Source organism: Streptomyces sp. NPDC059169 (assembly GCF_042755225.1).
In the GTDB taxonomy this organism is placed as follows: domain Bacteria; phylum Actinomycetota; class Actinomycetes; order Streptomycetales; family Streptomycetaceae; genus Streptomyces.
On the sequence record NZ_JBHZCF010000008.1, the window covers coordinates 1 to 19,248 of the forward strand.

Annotated in this window: 16 protein-coding genes, 2 tRNA genes and 2 pseudogenes; 8 read left to right on the plus strand and 12 right to left on the minus strand. The window is 69.0% G+C overall.

Features of this window, described 5'->3' with window-relative positions:
- Positions 1 to 40: 40 nt before the first annotated feature.
- The 5 genes from clpX to ACFXOM_RS16430 form a co-directional block, all read right to left on the minus strand.
- The gene (gene clpX / locus ACFXOM_RS16410; RefSeq protein WP_385038263.1) at positions 41 to 1,318 is read right to left on the minus strand and encodes an ATP-dependent Clp protease ATP-binding subunit ClpX; all 1,278 of its coding nucleotides are present in this window, start codon (positions 1,316 to 1,318) and stop codon (positions 41 to 43) included.
- A 143-nt stretch (positions 1,319 to 1,461) separates the two neighbouring features.
- On the minus strand, positions 1,462 to 2,145 hold the full coding sequence (locus ACFXOM_RS16415) for an ATP-dependent Clp protease proteolytic subunit (RefSeq protein WP_384940519.1): 684 nt from the start codon (positions 2,143 to 2,145) through the stop codon (positions 1,462 to 1,464).
- Positions 2,146 to 2,229: 84 nt separating this feature from the next.
- On the minus strand, positions 2,230 to 2,835 hold the full coding sequence (locus ACFXOM_RS16420; protein WP_123190519.1) for an ATP-dependent Clp protease proteolytic subunit: 606 nt from the start codon (positions 2,833 to 2,835) through the stop codon (positions 2,230 to 2,232).
- Positions 2,836 to 3,125: 290 nt separating this feature from the next.
- Positions 3,126 to 4,511 (minus strand): trigger factor, encoded by a 1,386-nt coding sequence (tig, locus tag ACFXOM_RS16425; protein ID WP_384940521.1) that lies wholly within the window; start codon positions 4,509 to 4,511, stop codon positions 3,126 to 3,128.
- Between the two features lie 192 nt (positions 4,512 to 4,703).
- Positions 4,704 to 4,780 (minus strand) — tRNA-Pro (locus tag ACFXOM_RS16430).
- A 142-nt stretch (positions 4,781 to 4,922) separates the two neighbouring features.
- Between ACFXOM_RS16430 and ACFXOM_RS16435 the strand changes: the two genes are divergently transcribed.
- Positions 4,923 to 4,996: transfer RNA gene (locus tag ACFXOM_RS16435), tRNA-Gly, on the plus strand.
- 405 nt (positions 4,997 to 5,401) lie between these two features.
- On the opposite strand, the gene ACFXOM_RS16440 is transcribed toward ACFXOM_RS16435, so the two are convergent.
- Entirely contained in the window at positions 5,402 to 5,596 is a 195-nt protein-coding gene (locus tag ACFXOM_RS16440; RefSeq protein WP_384940522.1) for a hypothetical protein, read from the minus strand.
- Between the two features lie 443 nt (positions 5,597 to 6,039).
- Here ACFXOM_RS16440 and ACFXOM_RS16445 point away from each other — a divergent pair, with 443 nt between their 5' ends.
- The gene (locus tag ACFXOM_RS16445) at positions 6,040 to 7,194 is read left to right on the plus strand and encodes an acyltransferase family protein (RefSeq protein WP_384945517.1); all 1,155 of its coding nucleotides are present in this window, start codon (positions 6,040 to 6,042) and stop codon (positions 7,192 to 7,194) included.
- On the opposite strand, the pseudogene ACFXOM_RS16450 reads toward ACFXOM_RS16445, so the two are convergent.
- Together ACFXOM_RS16450 and ACFXOM_RS16455 are read right to left on the minus strand one after the other, a co-directional pair.
- Positions 7,142 to 7,625 (minus strand): annotated as a pseudogene (locus ACFXOM_RS16450) (phosphohydrolase). The gene ACFXOM_RS16445 and the pseudogene ACFXOM_RS16450 sit on opposite strands and share 53 nt — an antisense overlap.
- Before the next feature lie 60 nt (positions 7,626 to 7,685).
- Complete coding sequence (locus ACFXOM_RS16455) at positions 7,686 to 8,828, minus strand: PP2C family protein-serine/threonine phosphatase (RefSeq protein WP_384940526.1); 1,143 nt, start codon at positions 8,826 to 8,828, stop codon at positions 7,686 to 7,688.
- Positions 8,829 to 8,933: 105 nt separating this feature from the next.
- Here ACFXOM_RS16455 and ACFXOM_RS16460 point away from each other — a divergent pair, with 105 nt between their 5' ends.
- Complete coding sequence (locus ACFXOM_RS16460) at positions 8,934 to 10,163, plus strand: GNAT family N-acetyltransferase (protein ID WP_384940528.1); 1,230 nt, start codon at positions 8,934 to 8,936, stop codon at positions 10,161 to 10,163.
- 6 nt (positions 10,164 to 10,169) lie between these two features.
- On the opposite strand, the gene ACFXOM_RS16465 is transcribed toward ACFXOM_RS16460, so the two are convergent.
- Both ACFXOM_RS16465 and ACFXOM_RS16470 read right to left on the minus strand, forming a co-directional pair.
- Entirely contained in the window at positions 10,170 to 10,979 is an 810-nt protein-coding gene (locus tag ACFXOM_RS16465) for an Fpg/Nei family DNA glycosylase (protein ID WP_384940530.1), read from the minus strand.
- A complete protein-coding gene (locus tag ACFXOM_RS16470; protein WP_384940531.1) occupies positions 10,979 to 11,473 on the minus strand; it encodes a ribose-5-phosphate isomerase in 495 nt (164 codons plus the stop codon). Before ACFXOM_RS16470 ends, ACFXOM_RS16465 begins: the two co-directional genes overlap by 1 nt.
- Positions 11,474 to 11,572: 99 nt before the next feature.
- Here ACFXOM_RS16470 and ACFXOM_RS16475 point away from each other — a divergent pair.
- A pseudogene (locus ACFXOM_RS16475) lies at positions 11,573 to 11,721 on the plus strand (amino acid transporter); the annotation flags it as partial.
- A gap of 189 nt (positions 11,722 to 11,910) precedes the next feature.
- Here ACFXOM_RS16475 and ACFXOM_RS16480 read toward each other — a convergent pair.
- Positions 11,911 to 12,504, minus strand: coding sequence for a biotin transporter BioY (locus ACFXOM_RS16480; protein WP_384940533.1), 594 nt, complete (start codon positions 12,502 to 12,504; stop codon positions 11,911 to 11,913).
- A gap of 252 nt (positions 12,505 to 12,756) precedes the next feature.
- On the opposite strand from ACFXOM_RS16480, the gene ACFXOM_RS16485 reads away from it, so the two are divergent.
- The 3 genes from ACFXOM_RS16485 to ACFXOM_RS16495 all read left to right on the plus strand — a co-directional run bounded on the left by ACFXOM_RS16485 (position 12,757) and on the right by ACFXOM_RS16495 (position 15,678).
- Positions 12,757 to 12,957, plus strand: coding sequence for a hypothetical protein (locus tag ACFXOM_RS16485; protein WP_384940535.1), 201 nt, complete (start codon positions 12,757 to 12,759; stop codon positions 12,955 to 12,957).
- A gap of 61 nt (positions 12,958 to 13,018) precedes the next feature.
- Complete coding sequence (locus ACFXOM_RS16490) at positions 13,019 to 14,452, plus strand: amino acid permease (RefSeq protein ID WP_384940537.1); 1,434 nt, start codon at positions 13,019 to 13,021, stop codon at positions 14,450 to 14,452.
- Between the two features lie 581 nt (positions 14,453 to 15,033).
- Positions 15,034 to 15,678 carry a superoxide dismutase gene (locus tag ACFXOM_RS16495; protein WP_384940539.1) on the plus strand — a complete coding sequence of 215 codons (645 nt, stop codon included), beginning with the start codon at positions 15,034 to 15,036 and terminating at the stop codon, positions 15,676 to 15,678.
- A 134-nt stretch (positions 15,679 to 15,812) separates the two neighbouring features.
- On the opposite strand, the gene ACFXOM_RS16500 is transcribed toward ACFXOM_RS16495, so the two are convergent.
- Complete coding sequence (locus ACFXOM_RS16500; protein WP_384940541.1) at positions 15,813 to 16,445, minus strand: DsbA family protein; 633 nt, start codon at positions 16,443 to 16,445, stop codon at positions 15,813 to 15,815.
- Positions 16,446 to 16,583: 138 nt separating this feature from the next.
- Between ACFXOM_RS16500 and pepN the strand changes: the two genes are divergently transcribed.
- Positions 16,584 to 19,151 carry an aminopeptidase N gene (pepN, locus tag ACFXOM_RS16505; protein ID WP_384940543.1) on the plus strand — a complete coding sequence of 856 codons (2,568 nt, stop codon included), beginning with the start codon at positions 16,584 to 16,586 and terminating at the stop codon, positions 19,149 to 19,151.
- Positions 19,152 to 19,248 lie beyond the last annotated feature (97 nt).

A 19,248-nucleotide genomic window follows, 5' to 3' on the forward strand; every position in this document is an offset into this window, starting at 1 on the left:
GGTTCGATGAACCGGCCGGGCGCCCCGTAGCCGTATGAGGCTACGCCGACTTCTCGTGCCGACCGTCGTTCTTCACGATCCGCGGCACCAGAGTCGGGTTGACGTTGTTGTGGACCACGTCCGCCGTGATGACGACCCTCGCCACGTCCTTGCGGGACGGCACTTCGTACATCACCGACATCAGGACCTCCTCCATGATGGCGCGCAGACCGCGCGCGCCCGTGCCACGGAGGATGGCCTGGTCGGCGATGGCTTCGAGTGCCGGGCGGTCGAAGTCCAGCTCCACGCCGTCGAGTTCGAAGAGGCGCTGGTACTGCTTGACCAGGGCGTTGCGCGGCTCGACCAGGATCTTGAGCAGGGCCTCGCGGTCCAGGTTGTGCACCGAGGTGATGACGGGGAGCCGGCCGATGAACTCGGGGATCATCCCGAACTTGACCAGATCCTCCGGCATGACTTCGCGGAAGTGGTCCCTCGCGTCGATCTCGCGCTTGGAGCGGATCGTGGCACCGAAACCGATGCCCTTCGCGCCGGCCCGCGATTCGATGATCTTCTCCAGGCCGGCGAACGCCCCGCCGACGATGAAGAGCACGTTGGTCGTATCGATCTGGATGAATTCCTGGTGCGGGTGCTTGCGGCCGCCCTGCGGCGGGACCGACGCAGTGGTGCCTTCCAGGATCTTCAACAGGGCCTGCTGGACGCCCTCACCGGACACGTCCCGCGTGATCGACGGGTTTTCGCTCTTCCGGGCGACCTTGTCGATCTCGTCGATGTAGATGATTCCGGTCTCGGCCTTCTTGACGTCGTAGTCCGCGGCCTGAATCAGCTTCAGCAGGATGTTCTCGACATCCTCGCCCACGTAGCCCGCTTCGGTCAGCGCGGTGGCGTCCGCGATGGCGAACGGGACATTGAGCATCCGCGCCAGGGTCTGCGCCAGCAGGGTCTTGCCGGAACCCGTCGGGCCGAGCAACAGGATGTTGGACTTGGCCAGTTCGATCGCGTCGTCGCGCCCCTGACCGTTCTCACCCGCCTGGACGCGCTTGTAGTGGTTGTACACCGCGACCGAAAGGGCCTTCTTCGCGGGCTCCTGCCCGACGACGTAGCCCTCGAGGAACTCGTAGATCTCCCGCGGCTTGGGAAGCTCCTCCCACCGCACCTCGGAGGCCTCGGCGAGTTCCTCCTCGATGATCTCGTTGCAGAGGTCGATGCACTCGTCGCAGATGTACACCCCGGGGCCTGCGATGAGCTTCTTCACCTGCTTCTGGCTCTTTCCGCAGAATGAGCACTTGAGCAGGTCGCCGCCATCACCGATGCGTGCCACGAGGTGCTTCCCCTTCGCCTGGGAGCGCTTGGTTCAGCGGCTCCTGGTGCCTCATATCCGACGGTACCTTGCCGGGCCCCTGGTTCGGGCCCCCCTTGGCGCGGTTCACGTCGACGTGTGCCGCGCCAAAGGAAGGTCGGGCGTCAGGCGGCCGCTGCGGCCGTGCTCTTGCGGGTGGAGACGATCTGGTCGACGAGACCGTACGCGAGGGCGTCCTCGGCGGTCAGGATCTTGTCGCGCTCGATGTCCTCGCGGACCTTCTCGATCGGCGTGGAGGAGTGCTTGGCCAGCATCGCCTCCAGCTGCTCGCGCATGCGCAGGATCTCGTTGGCGGCGATCTCCAGGTCGGAGAGCTGCTCCCGGCCGGTCTGCGAGGACGGCTGGTGGATCAGCACGCGGGCGTGCGGCAGGGCCATCCGCTTGCCGGGCGTGCCGGCGGCCAGCAGGACGGCGGCCGCGGAGGCCGCCTGACCCATGCAGACCGTCTGGATGTCCGGCTTCACGAACTGCATCGTGTCGTAGATGGCGGTCAGCGCCGTGAAGGAGCCACCGGGGCTGTTGATGTAGATCGAGATGTCACGGTCCGGGTCCATCGACTCAAGGCACAGCAGCTGAGCCATGACGTCGTTGGCGGAGGCGTCGTCGATCTGCACGCCCAGGAAGATCACGCGCTCTTCGAAGAGCTTCGCGTACGGGTCGTACTCGCGCACGCCCTGTGACGTGCGCTCGACGAAGCGGGGGACGACGTAGCGGTTGTCCACCTGCGGGCCGGTGTAGAGGCCGCTTGCGGAGGCTGCGGGGAACTGGTTCATGGTCGTGTTCACCATCCTGGTGGCGTTCGGTGGGCTGGGCCGAGGGGGCGGGCGGGGTGCCGGCACGGCGCCGGGGGCCTGGACCCCCGGCAGCCGGGCTCAGGCCCCGGTGCCGCCGCCGCCCGGAACGCCCGAAGCGGCGGAGATGATCTCGTCGATGAGCCCGTAGTCCTTGGCCTCCTCGGCCGTGAACCAGCGGTCGCGGTCACCGTCGCGGATGATCGTCTCGACGGTCTGGCCGGAGTGGCGGGCGGTGATCTCCGCCATCCGCTGCTTGGTGCGGAGGAGGTACTCGGCCTGGATCTTGATGTCCGAGGCCGTACCGCCGATACCGGCGGAGCCCTGGTGCATCAGGATGTCGGTGTGCGGCAGCGCGAAGCGCTTGCCCGCGGTACCGCCGGTGAGCAGGAACTGGCCCATGGAAGCGGCCATGCCCATGCCGATGGTGACGACGTCGTTCGGGATGTACTGCATGGTGTCGTAGATGGCCATGCCAGCCGTCACCGAGCCACCGGGGCTGTTGATGTAGAGGTAGACGTCCTTCTCCGGATCGGCGGCCAGGAGGAGGAGCTGCGCCGTGATCTTGTTGGCGATGTCGTCGTCGACCTGCTGGCCCAGGAAGATGATGCGCTCGCCGAGCAGCCGGCTGTAGACCTGGTCGCCGAGGCCTCCACCGATGGACGGCTCACCGGCGGCGTTAGGCATCAGAATCGTCACGTAATCCACCTGCTCGTCTCTGACGGCTGCGGCCGTCTCAGCGTCTTTGTACGTGGGGCCGGAGATCCCCTTGGGCGGGTACTCCCCTGCCCTCGTATTCATGGACCCTAACGCGCTGGTGGGCGGGCGCCATCCCGGTTCCCCAACTGTTCGCTGGGAGCGCAAGCTAGGCGGGTGCGCGGCGGCCTGACCTCCCCGGGGCGTACCGGTGCCGGTACGACGACGGGCCCGGACGCGCGAGACGCGTCCGGGCCCGTCGTAGGGGTCGCAGCGAGGAATCAGGCCTCGGTCTTCTCCTCGGTGTCTCCGGTGGCCGCGGCGGCGACCTCGGCGGCCTCCTCGACCTCGTCCTCGTCGTCGCTCAGGTCGACGACGTCACCGTTGGTGTCCTTGACCGTGGAGGCCTCGACGACGACGGCGAGCGCCTTGCCGCGGGCGACCTCCCCGACGAGCATCGGCACCTGGCCGCCCTCGACGACGGCCTGGGCGAACTGGTCGGGGGACATCCCGGAGGAGGCGGCGCGACGCATGAGGTGCTCGGTGAGCTCCTCCTGGCCGACGTTCAGCTTCTCCTTGGAGACCAGCTCGTCCAGGACGAACTGGGTCTTGATGCCCTTGACCGCCTGCTCCTTGGTCTCGGCGTCGAACTCCTCGACGGTCTTGCCCTGGAGCTCCAGGTACTTCTCCAGGTCAAGGCCCATCTGACCGAGCTGGTGGTGCTCGAGGTTGTGCTTGCGGGTGTTGACCTCGTCCTCGAGGAGCTTCTCGGGGATCGGGACCTCGACCAGCTCCAGGAGCTTCTCGAGGACGCGCTCCTGAGCCTGGGTGGCCTGGTCGTACTCCTTCATGTTCCGGAGACGCTTGCGGCTGTCCGCCTTCAGCTCGTCCAGGGTGTCGAACTCGCTCGCCATCTGCGCGAACTCGTCGTCCAGCTCGGGAAGCTCACGGGCGGCGACCTGGGTGACCTTGACGGTGACCTCGGCTTCCTTGCCCTGGGCCGAGCCGCCCTTCAGCTCGGAGGTGAAGGTGGCCTCGCCACCGGCCTCCAAGCCGGTGACGGCCTCGTCGATGCCGTCGAGCAGCTCACCGGAGCCGATGGTGTACTGCACGCCGTCGGCCACGCCGTCCGCGAGGACCTCGCCGTCGACCTTGGCCTCCAGGTCGACGGTCACGACGTCGCCGTCGGCGGCGGCGCGCTCGACCGGGGAGGTGGACGCGAAGCGGGTGCGGAGCTGCTCCACCGACTTCTCGACGTCCTCGTCGCTGACCTCGATGGCGTCGACCTCGACCTCGATGCCGGAGTAGTCCGGGATCTCGATCGTCGGGCGGATGTCGACCTCGGCGGTGAAGGCGAGCAGCTCGCCGTCCTTCAGCTCGGTGATGTCGACCTCGGGCTGGCCGAGCGGGTTGACGTCGGCCTCGTTGACCGCCTCGGTGTAGAACTTCGGGAGCGCGTCATTGACGGCCTCCTCCAGCACGGCGCCGCGACCGAACCGCTGGTCGATGACGCGGGCCGGGATCTTGCCCTTGCGGAAGCCCTTGACCGTGACCTGCTGGTTGATCTTCTTGTACGCCGCGTCGAGGCTGGCCTTGAGCTCCTCGAAGGGCACCTCGACAGTGAGCCGAACCCGGGTCGGGTTCAGGGTCTCCACGGCGCTCTTCACGGTTCGGTCTCCTTGGTGGCTGAATACTGGGGTTCTGCTGGGCCCACCACGGGACGTTAGGTCGGCGGCGGCTCAGCGGATCGGGCCCGGTTCTTCAGACACGCGTCAGACACACGGGCACACAGCTTGCATAGTAACCGCAAGCAGGATGAGCCCCACAACGCGATCATCCGACGGGCACGATCGCGACGGTGGTCGGGGTGGCGGGATTTGAACCCACGGCCTTCCGCTCCCAAAGCGGACGCGCTACCAAGCTGCGCCACACCCCGTTCGGTGCGACACGTAGGGTACATGCCCACCGGCACTCGTCGGCCCGTTTGGCGACCGGCGACCCGTGGGTGTGCGGCGATGCTCGCGGACCCGCTACGATGCTCCTCGTGCCGCGGCGTCAGCGACCTGCGGTGCAGCCTTGCGGGCGTAGCTCAATGGTAGAGCCCTAGTCTTCCAAACTAGCTACGCGGGTTCGATTCCCGTCGCCCGCTCCACATCCCGGGGCCAGGACGGAGGGTCATCCTCCAGCCTGGCCCTGGTGCTTTCTCCGACTTCCCTTCGGGCCTACGCGCCCGTTACCGGTCGGGTTCTTGCTTGGGTACGCGCTCAACGACCGTGCTCACGGCCTGCCCCATCAGCCGCTCCCGTTCAGTGGTGGCGTGCACGGATGCCGACCCCGGTCGCAGCACCGGGGCGGTCCCGCACGGCGGAGTCATCCCCGCCCGCCGCTGCTCCGGGTGGTCGTCGGCACGGCGGAGTCATCCCCGCCCGCCGCTGCTCCGGGTGGTCGTCGGCACGGCGGTCACGCGCCGGCGACGACGGGCGATCTCAGCCCTGGAGGAAGCCGAGCAGGGTCAGACCACTCGTGCCCCTCGCGCGCGATCTGTAGCCGACCAGCGTCAGAAGCTGATCGAGTTGATGCTCTCAGCTATCGAGTTGAGGAACTTGCTGATCGACGGCGCCATACCCGAAGAAGCGAGGAAGAAGCCGAAGAGCGCCGCCACGATCGCGGGTCCGGCCTTGATGGAGCCGCCTCTGATCATCACTACGAGGATGATCGCCAACAGCAGCACCACAGACAGCGAAATGGCCACAACTGATCACACCCTCGGTCGGTCCGCCTAGCCCACGCTGGGGGCATGCGGCCCGGCGCACCCCCGTTTCCACCATCGTGCCACCAACCCGGCCGCATCGGTTACCCGCTGACGAACCGTCGACGAACGGATCTCGCCAACGCCGTCGAGGGCACCGGCCGGTTCGCACCCCCGGGACCGGCGGAACCTTGCCCGATCTCCGCACCTCGCATTCGATTTCGACCTGATCATTTCCCCGCCCTACGGGAAATACACATCACACACACAGAAATGTCAGAAGATATGTCGTGAGGAAATTCACCTCACCTCGAGAGCTGTTGATATGCCCTGTTTAAGTCGGATTAATTGGGGCATACGGTGCGTTTGTCTATGGTTTCCTCAGCGAATGGGCACACACCCGGGGACGTTTTACGAAATCGATTTGCAGAGCTAGGGTGCCTCGAATGTTCCACGCTCCGCATGAATTGCAGAGGGCTCCGCTCCCCGAAGCCGCGCGGGAGTCGGAGCCCGTTCCCGCGACGCCGCCGAAGCCCGGGGCGGCAGCGGCCAGGAGACGCGACGCCTACTTCGACAACGCGAAGTACCTGGCGATCGTGCTGGTGGCCGTGGCCCACGCGTGGGAGCCGGTGATGGACGGCAGTCGCGCCACCAGAGCGCTCTACATGCTCGTCTACACCTTCCACATGCCGGCGTTCATCATCATCTCCGGCTACTTCTCGCGGAGTTTCGAAGCCCGCCCCCATCAGCTGAAGCGGCTGGTGAGCGGCGTGGTCGTGCCGTACCTCGTCTTCGAGGCGGCGTACACGCTCTTCAAGCGCTGGGCCGACGACGACCCCGACTACCCGTTCAGCCTGACCGATCCGCTCTACCTCACGTGGTTCCTGATCGCCCTGTTCGTCTGGCGGCTCTCCACTCCGCTGTGGCGCTCGTTGCGGTACCCGCTGCCCGTCGCGCTGCTGCTCGCCTCGCTCGCCTCGCTCACACCGGGAATCGGCCAAGACCTCGACCTGCAGCGCATCTTCCAGTTCCTCCCCTTCTTCGTCCTCGGGCTGTCCATGAAGCCCGAGCACTTCCAGATGCTTCGGCGGCGGAAGGTGCGGCTGCTGGCCCTGCCGGTGGTCACGACGGCCGTGGTGTTCACCTACTGGGTGGCACCGCACCTGCGGATGGGCTGGTTCTACCGCTCCACCAGCGCCGAGGAACTGGACGCGCCCTGGTGGGCGGGGCCGATCATGACCCTCGGGCTGTTCGGTTGCGCGCTGGTGCTCACGGTGGCCTTCCTCGCCTGGGTGCCGAGCCGCAGGACCTGGTTCACGGTGCTGGGTGCCGGCACCATCTGCGGCTACCTGCTGCACGGTTTCCTGGTGAAATCCCTGGAGTACCTGGGTCTGGTGGCACAACACCCCTGGCTGGCCGAACCCGCCGGGGAAATCGCGGTGACGCTGGCGGCAGCAGCGGCGGTGACGCTGTTCTGCACCCCACCGGTGCGCAAGGCCCTGCGGATCGTGACGGAACCCGACGTGTCGTGGGCGTTCCGGCGGAACGTCAGCCAGTTGGCAGCCCCGGCAACCGGCGCACCGTCGCGTACTTCGCGGTGAGGCGCGCCCACGTCGGCTCGTCGAGGACGGCGAGCCGGCGAGGGCCGGCGTTGTGCGCGAGGTCGGCCTCCTTGACCAGCAGGGCGCCCGGCGTGGCGAGGATGCGGCGGGCGTAGTCGGGGAGCTCCTCGCCCTTCCTCCTGGTCAGCGCGAGGACCATGTCCTTGACGGACTGCGGGAGTTCGGCGGCGTCCAACCACTGTGGCGGGAGCGCCTCGTCCTCGACCGCGTCGTGCAGCCACGCCGCGGCGAATGCTCGTCGGTTCCGCCCCGTGCCCGTACCCGGCCCCGTCGGCCACGGCCCTCAGGTGTTCGGCGTAGGGGCGCCCCGCCTTGTCCGTCTGGGTCGAGTGGGCCGCGCGGGCGATCGCCTCGGCCTCGGTCAGCGTGAGAGGGGACTTGGATCGACTGCAGGTCCGGACGCCGACCACGGACAGCCGCTCGCCGGCACCAGCGACCTGCCGCGGCGGTTCGCGGGTCCGCGGGTACGGTCAGGACTCACGGCAGAGCAGCAGCAGGGCGCGGTCGTCGTTGACGTCCTTGGCTACGGCCTCGATGAGGTGCCAGGCCGCCCCCTCGAAGCCGTTCGCCACGTAGCGGTCGGCCTCACCGGTCAGCCGGTCCATGCCCTCGGCGATCTCCCGGTCGGCGGCTTCGACCAGGCCGTCGGTGAACAGCATCAGGACGTCTCCCGGGCGCAGGGTGCCCTTGACGGGGTCGAACTGTGCACCGTCGTACACGCCGAGCAGCGGTCCTTCTGCGGATTTCTCCTCCCAGCGGCCACTGCCCGCGTTCAGCTGGAGAGCGGGCAGGTGACCCGCTGACAGGAGTTCGTAGTCGCCCGAGTCCAGGTCGAGGACGAGGTGCACCGAGGTGGCGAACCCCTCGTCCCAGTCCTGGCGGAGCAAGTAGCCGTTGGCCGCGGGAAGGAAGCCGTGCGGCGGGAGCGAGCCGAGGAGACCACCGAAGGCACCGGAGAGCAGCAGCGCGCGGGAACCCGCGTCCATGCCCTTGCCCGACACGTCGGTGAGGACGACCTCGAGGGTGCGTCCTCCGTTGGTGCGGGCGGCCACGACGAAGTCGCCGGAGAAGGACTGTCCGCCGGCCGGTCGCAGCGCCATCTCGCGGTGCCAACCCTTGGGCAGCCGCGGCAGGGCGCTCTGGACCCGGATGCGCTCGCGCAGGTCGAAGAGCATGGTGCCGCCGCGCCGCCACGGCACGCCGACCCTGGCCCGGAACTGGGCGATGAGCAGCCCGAAGAAGCCACAGGCGGCGACGACCAGGACGGTGCCGGGAGTGACCCGGGCCGGTCCCTCCAGGTAGGGGCCGAGCACCAGCGACTCGACGATCAGGGCCCCGGCTGCCGCCGCGTACAGCCCCAGCAGGCTCGCCGGCCGGAGGAGCAGTCCTCCGGCGACGATCGGCAGCACGAGGGCGGCGGGCGCGCACCAGACCGGCATGAGGATCGTGCCGCAGGCGATCGCCGGAACGGTGAGCAGCAGTCCTACCAGGGCGACCCAGTCGCTGCCGTCGCCGCGGAAGTAGTCGACACCGGACTTGCGCAGCGCCGTACGGGCCCGGTGCACGGACCTCCGCCACCGGGCCGCGTACGAGTCTCCTGCACGACGTGCCATCGCGTGGACCCTATCCACCCACCCGCCCGGCGTGCAGGGGGACCCCGTGACATTGCGTTCGAAATCGGGTCGCGACGGGACGCACACCCCTGGTAGGGATGGCATATGACGACTGAACTGCGGGTACTCCGGCAAGACGAGTGGGACCGGTGGTACGGGAGGCTGGAGCTTGCCTTCGGCGGCGTCGCAGAGGCTCGGGAAGAGCGCGAGCTGTGGGAAGCGCTGACCGAGGTCGAGCGGTCGATCGGCGCGTGGGACGGGGGCGAGTGCATCGGCACGGCCGGGGCGTTCAGCTTCCGGGTGTCGGTACCCGGCGGTGCGCTGGTGCCGGCAGCAGGCGTCACCATGGTCAGCGTGGCGGCGACCCACCGCCGGCGCGGAGTGCTCCGGTCGATGATGCGGCGGCAGTTGGACGACGTGCGCAGTCTGGGTGAGCCCATCGCCGTACTCACGGCCTCCGAGCCGTCGATCTACGGCCGGTTCGGGTACGGCATCGCGACGCACCAGATGAGCCTGGAGATCGACACCTCACGGGTCGGGATCACCGTCCCGCCGGGGACGGACGACGTACGGTTGCGTTTCGTGCCCGTCGCGGAGGCGGCCGACGCGTGCGAGGCGGTGTACCGGCGCGCGATCGGTTCCCGGCCCGGGATGCTCGACCGCACTCCCGGCTGGGAACGGCTCCCGCTCCTCGACCCGCCGTCCGAGCGGGACGGAGCCTCCCCCCTGCAGTGCGTGCTCGCCGAGCGGGACGGCGAGGTGGTCGGCTACGTGCACTTCCACAACAAACCGGAGTGGACCGCCGCGTCGGCCAACGGTTCGATCTCCCTGATGCAGATCGACGCGCTCGACCCGGCTGCGTACGCGGCGCTGTGGCGCTTCCTCTTTGACATCGACCTGACCTCGACCGTCCGGGCGCGGAACCGGCCGGCCGACGACCCGCTGCTGTACCTCGTCAGCGACATCCGGCGCTGCGCCGTCCGGGTGCGGGACGGCATGTACGTCCGGCTGGTGGATGTGGGTGCGGCGCTGTCGGCTCGTACGTACCAGGCCCCGGTGGACGTCGTCCTGGAGGTCGAGGATGCCTTCTGCCCCTGGAACGAGGGGCGCTGGCGGCTCACGGGTGACGCCAAGGGCGCGTCCTGCGAACGCACCGCGGACACGGCGGACCTGGTGCTTTCCGTCCGCGACCTGGGCTCGGCCTACCTGGGCGGGGTCACTCTCTCCACGCTCGCGGGCACCGGCAGTGTGCGCGAGGTGCGCCAGGGCGCGCTCGCGGAGGCGTCGGTGGCCTTCGCCTCCACGGTCGCGCCGTGGCTCCAGCACGGCTTCTAGCCGTCGCTACACGGGCTGGCAGGCGGGGCACCAGAAGAGGTTGCGGGCGGCGAGGCCGGCGGTGCGGATCTCCCCGCCACAGACGTGGCACGGCATCTGCGCCCGGCGGTACACGTAGACCTCGCCACCGTGGTCGTCGACGCGTGGGGCACGTCCCATGGCCTCGGGGGTGTGCTCGGGGCGCACCGTGTCGATGCGGTTGTTACGGACCCCCTCTGCCATGAGGGCCACCAGGTCCGTCCAGATCGCCTGCCATTCGCGGGCGGTGAGGTCCTTCCCCGCCCGGTACGGGTCGATGCCGTGGCGGAAGAGCACCTCTGCCCGGTAGACGTTTCCGACGCCCGCGATCACCTTCTGGTCCATCAGCAGCGCGGCGATGGTCGTACGGGACCGGGAGACGCGGGACCAGGCGCGGTCGGGGTCGTCGTCCGGGCGCAGCGGGTCGGGGCCGAGTCGGTCGTGTATCGCCCCCTTCTCGCCGTCGGTGATCAGCGAGCAGGTGGTGGGCCCGCGCAGGTCCACGTAGGCCCGGGGGTGGGCGATGCGCAGTCGGACCGTGTCGGTGGGCGGCGGTGCGGGCGCGTCGCCGAAGTCCACCTTGCCGAAGAGGCCGAGGTGGATGTGGACCCAGACGTCCCTGTCGAAGCCCAGGAAGAGGTGTTTGCCGTGGGCCTCGGTGCGCTCCAGGACGGTGCCGTCGAGCAGTGCCGCGGAGTCGGCGAACTTGCCCTGCGGGCTGGTCGCCCGCACGGACCGGCCGCCGAACCGTTCCCGGTAGTCGGCGGCCAGTCGGTGGATGGTGTGCCCCTCGGGCATCAGGCGGTGGGCTCCTGCGGGTGGTGGGCCGGGATCGGGGGGAGTTCGCCGGTGGTCTCGTACACCGACAGCATCTCGATGCGACGGGTGTGACGCTCCTCACCCGAGTACGGGGTCGCGAGGAAGATCTCCACGAACTTCGTCGCCTCGTCCTGCGTATGCATCCGGGCGCCGACGGAGATCACGTTGGCGTTGTTGTGCTCACGGCCGAGGGCGGCGGTCTGCTCACTCCAGGCGAGGGCGGCCCGGACGCCCTTGACCTTGTTGGCGGCGATCTGCTCGCCGTTGCCGGAGCCGCCGATCACGATGCCGAGGCTGTCCGGGTCCGCGGCCGTCCGCTCGGCGGCACGCAGGCAGAACGGGGGGTAGTCGTCCTGGGCGTCGTAGAGGTGGGGTCCGCAGTCCACGGGCTCGTGGCCATGGGCCTTGAGCCACTCGACGAGGTGGTTCTTGAGTTCGAAGCCGGCATGGTCGGAGCCGAGGTACACGCGCATGGTCATGAGTGTGGCATGCGGGAGCGCGGGCGGCCGTGAGTGGGGTCCCGGCGTCGGGGCCCTTTCGGAGGAGCCGTCCCTGCCCGGCAACCCGGGCGCCGGCTTGCTCACCTGACCGATGCCGGCGGCTTCCTGCCCAACGGTGCGGGCGCGATCCTCGCGGGCGTACTGAAGGTGGTCTTCTCCTTCAGGGCAGCGAGATCGTCACGCTGGCCGCCGGCGAGTCCGAGGACCCGCGCCGAGCAGTCTGATGTCGCAGCCGTCGTGCTGTCCGTCGGACTCGTGCTGGACAAGGTGCGCAAGCGCCAGCCGGCCGTGGAGGACGCCCCGCGCAACTCCGTGGACGCCTGAGCCACCATGCACGAACGCCGACCCCCGGCCCGCCACAAGGACGGGCCGGGGTCCCGCGCGTACCGGTGCCGTGCCCTGTCGGGCACTCAGCCGCGCTTGCCCAACAGCTTCCACGCGCCGGGGAGCGCGCCCATCGCGAGCGCGGCCTTGAGCGCGTCACCGATCAAGAACGGCGTGAGACCCGCCGCGACGGCCTGGGAGAGGGTCATGCCGGTGGCGAGGGCGAGGTACGGCACGCCGACCGCGTAGATGATCGCGGAGCCGAGCACCATGCTGCCCGCCGTGCGCAGCACCGAGCGGTCCGTGCCGCGGCGGGCGAGGGCACCGACCACGGTGGCGGCCAGCAACATACCGAGGATGTAGCCGAAGGACGGCATCGCGTAGCCGGACTGCGCCTCGGCGAACCACGGTGTGCCCGCCATGCCGGCCAGGGCGTACAGCGCGAGGGAGAGGAAGCCCCGGCGAGCACCGAGCGCGGTGCCCACGAAGAGGGCGGCGAAGGTCTGGCCGGTAACGGGGACGGGGGAGCCGGGCACCGGTACGGCGATCTGGGCCGCGAGGCCGGTGAGCACGGCACCGCCGATCACCAGTGCGGCGTCCACCGCGTACGCGGCGCGGCCGGCGGGGAGCAGGTCGGCGAGGACCTTTCCGTGGCGGACAGGGGCGGCAACAGTGCTCATCGGAACTCCGCTGGGGTCGTGGGCCGTGGTCTCGGCTCTGGGGTGACAGGGCGAAGCTAACCGACCGGTCACCGCCCGATCACCGTCGGTAGACAACAAAGCGACGATCGGCGAATTGATGGGGTTTCCACAAAACCCTCGATGTCAGGGATCGACTGCGTGATGCTCGTCACTACCGGTTGTGGGCAAGGTTCTCTCTTTTTGGCGCTCGGTCGCACCTCATGGAGACTGTAGGTTCCCGCTAAATTCCCCGTGGGCTTCCCCTGGTTGACCTGGCTGGCGCTGGTGCTGATGCCGGGCGATGACGACGCACGGCCGCACGTGCTGCGGCCGGGCGCGGCGACGGCTGCGGTGCTCGTCGTCGCGGGGTTTCGCGCAGGGCGACGCGACCGTGCGCAGACCTTCACAATGTGTGAGCATCTTGTCCGTATAGCGGGCATCCGCGCCCTGTGAGCGGTACGGGCCGCAGACTGTGGGCCGTTCTTTTCCGCTCCCCCACGAACAGGGCACGACCATGTCTCGGACCACGGCGCCCGCGCCCGTCGACACCAAGGTCGACTCGTCGCTCGCGCACGGCCTCAAGCAGCGCCACCTGTCGATGATCGCCCTCGGTGGCGTCATCGGCGCAGGCCTCTTCGTCGGCTCCGGCGCCGGTATCGCAGCCGCCGGCCCCGCGATCGTCCTCGCCTACACCACCTCTGGCCTGCTCGTCATGCTGGTGATGCGCATGCTGGGTGAAATGTCGGCGGCGAACCCGGCTTCCGGCTCGTTCTCCGTGCACGCCGAACGAGCTCTCGGACCGTGGGCGGGCTTCACGGCGGGCTGGGCGTTCTGGGTTCTGCTGTCGGTCGCCGTGGGTCTGGAGGGCATCGGCGCGGCGAAGATCGTCAGCGGCTGGCTGCCCGGCACCCCCGAGTGGGCCTGGGTCGCGCTCTTCATGGTGGTCTTCTGCGGTACCAACCTCGCCGCGGTGAAGAACTTCGGCGAGTTCGAGTTCTGGTTCGCCGCCCTCAAGGTCGGCGCCATCACGCTCTTCCTGATCCTCGGCGGGCTCGCGATCGTCGGCGTCCTTCCCGGCACCGACGCCCCCGGCGCCGCCAACCTCACCGGCGACGGTGGCTTCCTGCCGAACGGTACGGAAGGACTGGTCATCGGTCTGCTCGCATCGGTGTTCGCCTACGGCGGCCTGGAGACGGTGACGATCGCAGCGGCCGAGTCCGAGCACCCCGTCCAGGGCGTCACCAAGGCGGTGCGCACGGCCATGTGGCGCATCGCGCTCTTCTACATCGGCTCCATGGCGGTCATCGTCACGCTGGTCCCGTGGAACGACCCCGACGTCGCGAACCCCGACAAGGGCCCCTACGTCACCGCGCTGAGCCACCTCGACATCCCGGGCGCAGGCATCGTGATGCAGATCGTGGTGCTGGTCGCCCTGCTCTCCGCGATGAACGCCAACATCTACGGGTCCTCCCGCATGGCGTACTCACTGGTCGCCCGCGGCCAGGGTCCGAAGGCCATCGGCAGGGTCTCCGGCGGCGTGCCGCGGGTCGCCGTCCTCGTGTCGTCGGTCTTCGGCTTCCTGTGTGTGCTGCTCAGCTACTGGCGCCCCGACGACGTGTTCCCCTGGTTGTTGAACATGATCGGCGCCGTGATCCTCGTCGTCTGGCTCTTCATCGCCGTCTCCCAGCTGGTGCTGCGCCGCCGCACCGAGCGGGAGTCCCCGGAGAAGCTCGTGGTGCGGATGTGGCTCTACCCCGCGCTCACCTGGGTCGCCATCGCCGGGATGCTCGGAGTCTTCGTGCTGATGCTGCGCCAGCCGGGTACCCGGGACCAGCTGCTCGCCACCGGCGCCATGACGCTGGTGTTGGCGGTCCTCGGGCTCACCCTGCAGTCGAAGGCGTCGAAGCGGGAGGCCGCGGAGCCGACTGCGGACCGCACGGAAGGTTGAGTGACGGCAGCACCGACCTACGCCGTCGGTGCGGAGCCCGCCGACCGTCGCGTCCTGCGGCCGGGGTAAGACCCACCGTTACTCACCCGGCTGGAACGACAGCAGGCTGAGTACCAGCCCCGCCCCAGCAGGATGATGTCGCGGGCAACCACGAACCCCCGCCCCCCATCGTGCGCGCCGGCGATGCGGCATGGCGCACCGGACCCCCGGGCCACCACGGCCCGGGGGTCCTCCGCGTCTCCGGAACGGTGGCGGAGCCGGGTCGGCAAGCCTCCTGCGCAGCGGCACTCCGCGTTCCGGGCGGGTGCGACCGTGCCGGTCCGGCCAGCAGGGATCGCAACCATGCGGTCCACGGGGTTCGGCACGGACGGGGCGGGACGTGCACGGCGGCACGCCGGCGCAACGGGCCCCGCACCGACCCATCTCCTCCTCTTCTCCTTGCCTTCCCTGAACGGAACGGCATCGACGGGCGGGCGGCGAGACGCGTGGTCGTAGGGCGAAGGACTGATCTTGTTCCGCACCTTTCTGCTGCTAACCTGCAATTGCGCATCAGTTGCAATAAGCAGTCGGAGGGCTCGGACATGGCCATGTACACGCTTCCTGAACTCCCGTACGACTACGCGGCACTCGAACCGGTCATCAATCCGCAGATCATCGAGCTGCACCACGACAAGCACCACGCCGCGTACGTCAAGGGCGCCAACGACACCCTCGAACAGCTTGCCGAGGCGCGCGACAAGGATTCCTGGGGCTCCATCAACGGCCTGGAGAAGAACCTCGCGTTCCACCTCTCCGGGCACATCCTGCACAGCATCTACTGGCACAACATGGCCGCGCCGAAGCACGGCGGCGGTGGCGAGCCGCTCGCCGCGGACGGCGTGGGCGAGCTGGCGGACGCGATCACCGAGGCCTTCGGCTCCTTCGCCAGGTTCAAGACGCAGCTCTCCAAGGCGGCCGCCACCACACAGGGCTCCGGCTGGGGCGTACTCGCGTACGAGCCGGTCAGCGGCCGACTGATTGTCGAACAGGTATACGACCATCAGGGAAACGTCGGGCAGGGCTCGGTGCCGATCCTGGTCTTCGACGCCTGGGAGCACGCCTTCTACCTGCAGTACAAGAACCAGAAAGTGGACTTCATCGAGGCGATGTGGGAGGTCGTCAACTGGCAGGACGTGGCCGGGCGGTACGCCCGGGCGAAGGAGCGCACCCCGCTCATCGCTCCGTGACGTGAGGCCCGGAGCGGCCGTACAGTCGTCCTGCTCGTGATCGTCTTCTCAACCTTCACCTGCAGGCGGATGAAAGAAGTGCCCCCGCGAGGACAGGACTCGCGGGGGCACTTCGGTCGGATCGACCGGGGACGTCAGTCGAAGCTGGGACCGGCCGTGCGCGTGCGCTTGATCTCGTAGAAGCCCGGGGTCGACGCGACCAGCAGCGTGCCGTCCCACAGCCGCGCCGCCGCCTCACCCTTCGGCGCCGGGGTGACGACCGGACCGAAGAACGCGATCTGCTCGCCGTCGGTGCCGGGGACCGCGATCACCGGAGTGCCGACGTCCTGGCCGACCTTGGAGATGCCCTCCTCGTGGGAGGCCCTCAGCTCGGCGTCGTACACGTCCGAGTGGGCGAATTCCAAAAGGTCCGCGGACAGGCCCGCGTCCTCCAGCGCGCCGGCGATCGCCTCGGGGGTCGGCCCGAGGCCCTCGTTGTGGATGCGGGTGCCGAGTGCGGTGTACAGCGGGCCGACGACCTCGTCACCGTGCTTCTGCTGCGCGGCGACGACCACCCGGACCGGACCCCACGCGTGTTTCATGGCCTCGGCGTACTGCGCGGGGAGTTCATCCAGTTTGTTCTCGTTGAGAACGGCCAGGCTCATCACGTGCCAGCGCACGTCCACCGGCCTGACCTTCTCCACCTCGAGCATCCAGCGGGAGGTCATCCAGGCCCACGGACACAGCGGGTCGAACCAGAAGTCGGCAGGGGTCCTGCTCTCGGGCATGTCTCTCCTCGTGGGACGGGGTGGGTCGATGGGCCTCACGGGACAACGTCCCGCCTTCCGCGCGCATTCCCCACCTCCCCGCCGCCACGGGCGCGTGCGAGGATCGGTCCTGTTCGAACGAGACACGAAGGAGTGGCCGTGCCCGGAGAGAATCTGTCCCGCGACGAAGCCCGCGCACGGGCGGAACTGCTGTCCGTCGACGGGTACGACGTCTTCCTCGACCTGCGGTCCGCAACGATGGAGAGCGACGGAACAGGAGCACGGACCTTCCGCTCCGTGACCACGATCCGCTTCCGGGCGTCGGACGCCGGTCCTGAGACGGAGACCTTCGTCGACCTCGTGGCCCCCGAGGTGACTGCCGTCACACTGAACGGGGAAAGCCTGGACCCCGCCGCCGTCTTCGACGGCGCCAGGGTCACGCTGACCGGCCTGCGGGCAGAGAACGTACTGGTGGTCGACGCGCAGTGCGCGTACAGCCGGACGGGTGAGGGCATGCACCGCTTCGTCGACCCCGAGGACGGCGAGGTGTACCTGTACACGCAGTACGAGCCGGCCGACGCGCGCCGCGTCTTCGCCAACTTCGAGCAGCCGGACCTGAAGTCGCCGTTCCGCTTCGAGGTGGCCGCGCCCGAGGGATGGACGGTCTGGTCGAACGGGGCGGGCTCCCGCGGGGACGACGGGGTGTGGCGGTTCGAGGAGACCGCGCCGATCTCGACGTACATCACCGCGGTCGTGGCCGGCCCGTACCACTACGAAACCGATCTCTACACACGGACCTTCGACGACGGGGAAACCGTGGAGATCCCGCTCGGCGCCATGTGCCGCAAGGGGCTCGCCAAGCACTTCGACGCGGACGACGTCTTCCTCGTCACCAAGCAGGGCCTGGACTTCTTCCACGACCACTTCGACTACCCGTACCCCTTCGGGAAGTACGACCAGGCCTTCGTACCCGAGTACAACATCGGCGCGATGGAGAACCCTGGGTGCGTGACCTTCCGGGAGGAGTTCGTCTTCCGGGGCAAGGTGACGCAGGCCGCGTTCGAGCGGCGGGCGAACGTCATCCTGCACGAGATGGCGCACATGTGGTTCGGTGACCTGGTCACCATGCGCTGGTGGGACGACCTGTGGCTGAAGGAGTCCTTCGCCGACTTCATGGGGTCGTTCTGCCTGGTCGAGGCGACCCGCTTCACCAACGGCTGGGTGACGTTCGCCAACAACCGCAAGGCATGGGCGTACCGGGCCGACCAGCTGCCGTCCACGCACCCCGTCACGGCCGACATCCGCGACCTGGAGGACGCCAAGCTCAACTTCGACGGGATCACCTACGCCAAGGGGGCGTCGGTGTTGAAGCAACTCGTCGCATACGCGGGGCGGGACGCGTTCCTGGAGGGGGCGCGGCAGTACTTCAAGCGGCACGCCTACGGGAACACGAGCCTCGGTGACCTGCTGTCGGTGCTGGAGGAGACGTCCGGGCGGGACATGAAGGCGTGGTCGCGGTCCTGGCTGGAGACCTCCGGAGTCAACGCGCTGACACCCCGGGTCACGTATGACGCGGGTGACCGGATCACCGAGCTCGCGGTACTGCAGGAGGGCGAGCACCTCAGGCCGCACCGGGCGGCGGTGGGCCTGTACCGGATCGAGGGCGCGGACCTGGTGCGGTACGCACGCGCCGACGTGGACGTGACCGGTCCGCGCACGGTCGTCGAGGAGCTGGCCGGCCTGGAGAAGCCCGCCCTGGTGCTGGTGAACGACGACGATCTGACGTACTGCAAGATCCGCTTCGACCAGGGCTCGCTGGACACGCTGCGCGGCCACCTCGGCGACATCACGGACCCGCTGGCTCGGGCGCTGTGCTGGACCGCGCTGTGGAACCTCACGCGGGACGCGCTGGTGCCGGCGCGCGACTTCGTGAAGCTGGTACTGGACTTCGCCGGCCGCGAGTCCGACGTCGGCGTGCTGCAGATGGTGCACGCCTGGGCCCGCACCGCTCTCGTCCACTACGCGGCACCGGAGTGGCGCGAGGAGGGCGGACGGCTGCTGTCGACCGGCGCACTGCGGGAGCTGCGCCTGGCCGAGCCGGGCAGCCAGCACCAGCTGACGTGGGCGCGCTACTTCGCGGAGAGCGCCACGACGGACGCCGACCTGCAGCTGCTGCAGGGGCTGCTGGAGGGTTCCGCGAAGATCGACGGGCTCGACGTGGACCAGGAGCTGCGGTGGGCGTTCCTTGAGCCCCTCACCGCGGCCGGGGTGGCCGACGAGGCGGTGATCAACGCGGAACTGTCCCGGGACGACACCGCATCGGGCAGGCGCCACCAGGTGCGCTGCCTGGCGGCCCGGCCGTCCGCCGCCGTCAAGGACCAGGCCTGGGTACAGGTCGTGGAATCGGACGTACTGTCCAACGCACTGGTCGAGGCCACCATTTCGGGTTTCGCCCAGGCCTCGCAGCGGGAGTTGATCGCCCCCTACGCCTCGAAGTACTTCGAGGCGATCGGGCGCATCTGGACCGAGCGGTCCATCCAGATCGGGATGGACGTGGTGAAGGGCCTCTACCCGTCGCTCCAGGACAACCCGGGAACGCTGGCGGCGACGGACGAGTGGCTGGAGTCCCACTCATCGGCTCCCCCGGCCCTGCGCAGGCTCGTACTGGAGTCCCGGGACGACCTGGCGCGGGCGTTGCGTGCGCAGTCGTGCGACGCGGGAGCGTAGGGTCCCAGATCGCGCAACGCCCCCTCCCTCGCGGGAGGGGGCGGCGCCCTCCCGCCCGAGCGCGTGGATCACGCGATCGACTGTCGAACGTCCGCAC

Bases quoted from the DNA above. Each gene is read 5' to 3' on its own strand.
- ACFXOM_RS16470 (WP_384940531.1), bottom strand. From the start codon at position 11,473: ATGCGCGTGTACCTCGGCTCCGACCATGCCGGCTTCGAACTCAAGAAC.
- ACFXOM_RS16460 (WP_384940528.1), top strand. From the start codon at position 8,934: ATGACGACTGAACTGCGGGTACTCCGGCAAGACGAGTGGGACCGGTGG.
- ACFXOM_RS16455 (WP_384940526.1), bottom strand. From the start codon at position 8,828: ATGGCACGTCGTGCAGGAGACTCGTACGCGGCCCGGTGGCGGAGGTCC.
- ACFXOM_RS16445 (WP_384945517.1), top strand. From the start codon at position 6,040: ATGTTCCACGCTCCGCATGAATTGCAGAGGGCTCCGCTCCCCGAAGCC.
- ACFXOM_RS16500 (WP_384940541.1), bottom strand. From the start codon at position 16,445: ATGCCCGAGAGCAGGACCCCTGCCGACTTCTGGTTCGACCCGCTGTGT.
- ACFXOM_RS16420 (WP_123190519.1), bottom strand. From the start codon at position 2,835: ATGCCTAACGCCGCCGGTGAGCCGTCCATCGGTGGAGGCCTCGGCGAC.
- ACFXOM_RS16415 (WP_384940519.1), bottom strand. From the start codon at position 2,145: ATGGTGAACACGACCATGAACCAGTTCCCCGCAGCCTCCGCAAGCGGC.
- ACFXOM_RS16490 (WP_384940537.1), top strand. From the start codon at position 13,019: ATGTCTCGGACCACGGCGCCCGCGCCCGTCGACACCAAGGTCGACTCG.
- ACFXOM_RS16465 (WP_384940530.1), bottom strand. From the start codon at position 10,979: ATGCCCGAGGGGCACACCATCCACCGACTGGCCGCCGACTACCGGGAA.
- ACFXOM_RS16480 (WP_384940533.1), bottom strand. From the start codon at position 12,504: ATGAGCACTGTTGCCGCCCCTGTCCGCCACGGAAAGGTCCTCGCCGAC.
- ACFXOM_RS16495 (WP_384940539.1), top strand. From the start codon at position 15,034: ATGGCCATGTACACGCTTCCTGAACTCCCGTACGACTACGCGGCACTC.